The organism is Promicromonospora citrea (assembly GCF_013004695.1).
In the GTDB taxonomy this organism is placed as follows: domain Bacteria; phylum Actinomycetota; class Actinomycetes; order Actinomycetales; family Cellulomonadaceae; genus Promicromonospora; species Promicromonospora citrea.
Map to the genome: position 1 here is coordinate 1 of NZ_JABEMG010000207.1, position 5153 is coordinate 5153.

General features: G+C 74.9%; 5 protein-coding genes. 3 read left to right on the forward strand and 2 right to left on the reverse strand.

Going from position 1 to position 5153, the window contains the following annotated elements:
- The first annotated feature begins 438 nt into the window (after window positions 1-438).
- From hrcA to HLB15_RS22255, 3 genes are read left to right on the forward strand one after another with little or no spacing between them, the layout of a single operon-like run.
- On the forward strand, window positions 439-1458 hold the full coding sequence (gene hrcA / locus HLB15_RS22245) for a heat-inducible transcriptional repressor HrcA (protein WP_171108761.1): 1020 nt from the start codon (window positions 439-441) through the stop codon (window positions 1456-1458).
- Between the two features lie 28 nt (window positions 1459-1486).
- Complete coding sequence (gene dnaJ, locus HLB15_RS22250) at window positions 1487-2608, forward strand: molecular chaperone DnaJ (RefSeq protein ID WP_171108763.1); 1122 nt, start codon at window positions 1487-1489, stop codon at window positions 2606-2608.
- 9 nt (window positions 2609-2617) lie between these two features.
- Window positions 2618-3385 carry a 16S rRNA (uracil(1498)-N(3))-methyltransferase gene (locus HLB15_RS22255; protein WP_171108765.1) on the forward strand — a complete coding sequence of 256 codons (768 nt, stop codon included), beginning with the start codon at window positions 2618-2620 and terminating at the stop codon, window positions 3383-3385.
- A 78-nt stretch (window positions 3386-3463) separates the two neighbouring features.
- Here HLB15_RS22255 and HLB15_RS22260 read toward each other — a convergent pair whose 3' ends face one another.
- On the reverse strand, window positions 3464-4270 hold the full coding sequence (locus HLB15_RS22260; protein ID WP_171108767.1) for an OmpA family protein: 807 nt from the start codon (window positions 4268-4270) through the stop codon (window positions 3464-3466).
- Window positions 4267-5153, reverse strand: an 887-nt coding sequence (locus HLB15_RS23850) for a helix-hairpin-helix domain-containing protein (RefSeq protein ID WP_212760237.1), incomplete at its 5' end; no start/stop codon positions are given. The genes HLB15_RS22260 and HLB15_RS23850, both read right to left, overlap by 4 nt.

Here is a 5153-nt window from a genome sequence, read left to right on the forward strand (position 1 = left end):
CTGCTCGGCGGCCTGCCGCCGGGCCTGCTCCCGAGCGGCGGCGCGGCGCTCGCGGGCGACGCGGGTCTGCTCGGCGCGGCGCTCGACCTCCTGCTCGTGGCGGCGGTACTCGGTGAGGTCGGGGGAGCCGGACATGAAGCCGAACATGGTGTACCTCCTGGTCACGGCCGGGCCTTCCCCGGCAGTGACTCCAGGTTCGTCGCTGAGGCGGGTCCGGCGGATCGGGCAGGTGCCGCATCTTCGGCCGGCAGGTCCGGGGCGCGGGCGCGTGCGCCTAAGGCATCGCCCTAGACCGCGGTCCCGTGGCGCCGACCGGGGGTCGGAGTACTGGCTCAGGGCCTGCGACGCGTAGGATTGGCACTCGGTCGGTGAGAGTGCTGGAGAGCGGGCGGAACACGGGCGCGGGCCCTGGACGTTCTCCTGACGGAGGTGAGCGCGGTGAGCGAGAGACGCAGGCTCGACGTGTTGCGGGCGATCGTGGAGGACTATGTCCGGACGCGGGAGCCCGTGGGGTCGCGCATCCTCACCGAGCGCCACAAGCTGGGCGTCTCGCCCGCCACGGTGCGCAACGACATGGCGGCGCTGGAGGAGGCGGGGCTCATCGCCCAGCCGCACACCTCGGCAGGTCGTGTCCCCACGGACAAGGGCTACCGCCTGTTCGTGGACCAGCTCGCCGAGGTCCGTCCGCTGACGGTGCCGCAGAAGCGGGCCATCGAGACGTTCCTGTCCGAGGCGGTCGACCTCGACGACGTCGTGGCGCGCGCCGGGCGCCTCATCGCCCAGCTCACGGGCCACGTGGCGGTCGTCCAGTACCCGTCGCTGCGCCGTTCGGGGCTGCGGCACCTCGAGCTGGTGCCGACGGGCGAGGGCCGCGTCCTCGTCGTCGTCATCACCGACACGGGGCGGGTCGAGCAGCGCTTCCTCGACGTGCCCGTCACCCTCGACGACTGGACGCTCGGCGAGCTGCGCGCCCGGTTCAACGCCGCGGCCGCCGGCCGCAGGCTCACCGAGCTCGGCAGCGCGTTCTCCAGCCTCGCCGACTCCATGCCCGAGGAGCACAGGACCCTGGTCACCGCGGTGGCCGAGGTGGTCACGGCGGCGCTGGGGGAGGAGAGCGAGGAGCGCATCCTGCTCACCGGCCAGGCCAACCTCGCGCGCTCCGGCATGGGCTTCGAGCAGGGGCTGCGCCCCGTCCTCGAGGCGCTCGAGGAGCAGGTGGTCCTCCTCGGCCTCCTCACCGAGATGACCGACGAGGCGGGTGTCGCGGTGAGCATCGGCCACGAGAACCGGGTCGCCGGCCTGTCCGAGACCTCTGTGGTCACGGCGGGCTACGGCTCCTCCGACGGCGACAGCGTCGCGATCCTCAGCTCGATCGGCCCCACCCGCATGGACTACCCGGGCACCATCGCCGCGGTGCGCGCGGTCGCGCGCTACCTGTCGCGCGTGCTGCCCGGCTGACATCCCCCACTCCCACGAAGAGAGACTTGTGACCGACTACTACGAGATCCTCGGTGTCGCGCGCGACGCCTCGCCCGAGCAGATCAAGAAGGCATACCGCAAGCTGGCCCGCGAGCTGCACCCGGACGTGGCAGGGGCAGCGGGCGAGGAGCGGTTCAAGGACGTCGCGCGCGCCTACGAGGTGCTCTCCAACCCGGACAAGCGCCAGCAGTACGACATGGGCGTCGACCCCACGTCGCCGGGCGGGGGCGCCGGTGGCGGCTTCGGGGCCGGCTTCGGGTTCCAGGACATCTTCGAGACCTTCTTCGGCGGCGGTCAGCCGGCCGGGCCCGTGCCGCGCGCCCGCCGTGGCAACGACGCGCTCGTGCGCCTCGACATCGACCTCGCCGAGGCCGTCTTCGGTGCCAAGCGTGAGATCCAGGTCGACACCGCGGTGGTCTGCAACACCTGTGGCGGCGACGGCGCGCGGCCCGGCACCTCGGCGCGCACCTGCGACGTCTGCCACGGCCGTGGCTCCGTGCAGCGCGTGGCCCGCTCGTTCCTCGGCCAGGTCATGACCAACCAGCCCTGCTCGGCCTGCGGCGGGTTCGGCACCGTGATCCCCGAGCCCTGCACCGACTGCGCCGGCGAGGGCCGTGTGCGCTCGCGCCGCACCATCGCCGTCAACGTCCCGGCCGGCGTGGACACCGGCACCCGCATCAAGCTGTCCTCGCAGGGCGAGGTCGGCCCCGGCGGCGGCCCGGCCGGCGACCTGTACGTCGAGATCCGCGAGCGCGCCCACGACACCTTCGTGCGCCGCGGCGACGAGCTGCACTGCACCCTCCAGGTGCCGATGACGGCGGCCGCGCTGGGCACCGTGCTCGAGCTCGACACCCTCGACGGGCTCCAGGAGATCGACCTGCGCCCCGGCACCCAGCCCGGCCAGGTCGTGACCCTCAAGGGCCTCGGCGTCGGGCACCTGCACAACACGGGGCGCGGCGACCTCAACGTGCACATCGAGGTCCAGGTCCCGACCGGCCTCGACGAGGAGCAGACCGCGCTGCTGCAGCAGCTCGCGACGCTGCGCGGCGAGGAGCGGCCCGAGTCGCGGCTCGCCTCGGTGCACGGCGGCGTGTTCTCGCGCCTGCGTGACAAGCTCAGCGGGCGCTGACCGCGGGCCATGAGCGCACCGGTCTTCCTCGCGGACGCCTCCGCCGCGCACCCGCTCGCCCAGTACGCCCCCGGCTCCGTCTACGTGCTCGACGGCGCGGAGGGCCGCCACGCCGGCGTCGTCCAGCGCCGCGGACCCGGTGAGCGCATCGACGTGGTCGACGGCGCGGGAGTGCGCCTGCGCACGGTCGTCGAGTCCGTCGACGGCCCGTCCGTGCACCTGCGGGTCGAGGGCGTCGACGTCGAGCCGGACCCCGCCGTCGTCGTCACGCTGGTGCAGGCCCTGGCCAAGGGCGACCGCGACGAGATGGCGATCGAGGCTGCCACCGAGACCGGGGTCGACGCCGTCGTGCCGTGGCAGGCCGAGCGGTCCGTGGTGGTGTGGCGCGGCGACCGGGCCGCGAGGTCCCGCGCGCGCTGGGTCAGCACCGTGCGCGCGGCCACCAAGCAGGCCCGGCGGGCGCGCATCCCCGCTGTCGGCACGGCCGTGAGCACCAAGCAGCTCGCCGTGCGGGTCCGCGAGGTGGTCGAGGCGGGCGGTGCGGCCGCCGTCCTGCACGAGGAGGCGACCACCCCGCTCGCGGGCCTGCCGCTGCCCGACGCCGGGGAGCTGCTCGTCGTGGTCGGCCCCGAGGGTGGGATCTCCGACGGCGAGGTCGCCCAGCTCACCGACGCGGGGGCCGTCACCGCGCGCCTCGGCCCGCACGTGCTGCGCACGTCCACCGCGGGCCCGGTGGCGGTCGCGCTGCTCAGCGAGCGCCTGGGCCGCTGGTCGTAGGCCCCCGAGATCTGGTGGTGCGGTCGAGATCTGGTGGTGCACGGCCAGGTCTCGGCGGCACCACCAGATCTCAGGGGGTCACCGCGTGACCACGAACTCCACGCGGCGGTTCTTCTCCAGGCCCTCGGAGGTCGTCGGCACGACCAGCGGGTCGGACTCGCCGAAACCCTTCGCCGACAGCCGGTCCTCGTCCACGCCCAGTTCGACGAGCCGGTCGAGCACCGTCCGCGCCCGGCGCTCGCTGAGCCGCTGGTTGTGCTCGGTGGACCCGATCGAGTCGGTGTGCCCCTCGATGCGGACCTCGACCTCCGGGTGCTTCTCGAGGACCGTCGCCGCTCCCCGGACCACGCGCCGGCCGTCCTTGGTCAGGCGGGCGCTGTCCGTGACGAACGTGATGGTCGGGATCTCGACGAGGTCCTCCTGCGCCGCCTCCCGCTCCTGGCGGGTCGGGGCGCGCACCGGCTCGTCGGCCTCCTCGTCCTCCGGCGACGCCGTCTCGGGCTCGGGCTCGGTGTCCGGCCCGGTGTCCGGCCCGGTGTCCGGCCCGGCCCCGGCCGGCGGGGCGTCCGGCGTGACGGGTTCTGCCGCCACGGCGTCGGCAGGCAGCGAGCCCGCAGGGCCGAACGCCTCCGCCGTGCGGACGCCGGTGACGTCGCGGACCACCTGTGCCCCGGCGAGCGCGTCGGCGTCGGACGACGCCGTGACGGCGGCGTCGCGCCCGGTGAGCTCGACGTCGACGCCGGCGAGCCCGGCGGCGGCGAGGGCACGCTGCGAGCTCTCGGTCAGGGTGTCCTCGACGTGCTCGCGGAACGCCGTGTCCTGCACGCCGGAGAGCGCCCCGAGCCCGAGGACGAGCGCCAGGAGCGGGACCAGGACGTTCCTCATGCCGTGACCCCGGGCTGCGTCGGACCGGCGTCACCCGCTGCGGCCTCGTCGGCGGCCCTCGCCTCGTCCTCGGCCAGCGCCGCGGCCTTGGCGGCCGCGCCGTCGATCTCGTCGACGTCGGTGTAGTCGACCTCAGGGTTGAACTTCGCGCGCCGCTCCTGCCCGCCGACCAGGTAGTCCTGGTACTCCTCGAGCCCCGCCTCGTCGCCGTCCACGAGGTACCGGGCCTGGTCGGCCCACGTCGCGGCGGCCGGGGCGAACGTGATGCCGCCGCCGGCGAGCACCTCGCGCAGCTCCTCCTCGGACGACGCGGCGAGCCGCGCGTACGTCGTGACGCCGGCGGCCTGGAGGACGGCCTCGATCTTCGGGCCGATGCCCTCGATGCGCTGCAGGTCCTGCGGCTCGGGCTCGGCGGCCCTGGCCTCGTCCTCGGCGAGCGCTGCGGCCTTGGCGGCGGCGCCGTCGATCTCGTCGACGTCGGTGTAGTCGACCTCGGGGTCGAACTTCGCGCGGCGCTCCTGCCCGCCGACCAGGTAGTCCTGGAACTCGTCGAGGCCCTCGGCGTCGCCGTCGACCAGGTAGGAGGCCTGGTCGGCCCACGTGCTGGCCGACGGGGCGAACCGGATGCCCTGACCCGCGACCGCCGCACGCAGCTCGCTCTCGCTCGCCGCGGCGATCGCGGCGTACGTGGTGTAGCCGGCGGCCGCCAGCGCGGCGGCGATCTTGGGGCCGACGCCCTCGATGCGCTGCAGGTCGTCGGCGGGGGCCGGCTCGGGGTCGGCGGCCGGGGCCGCGTCCGTCGCCTCCTCGGCGGCGTCCGCCTCGGCGGCGCCCTCCTCCGCGGCGTCCGCCTCGGCGCTCGCCTCCGCGGCGGCGCGGGCCA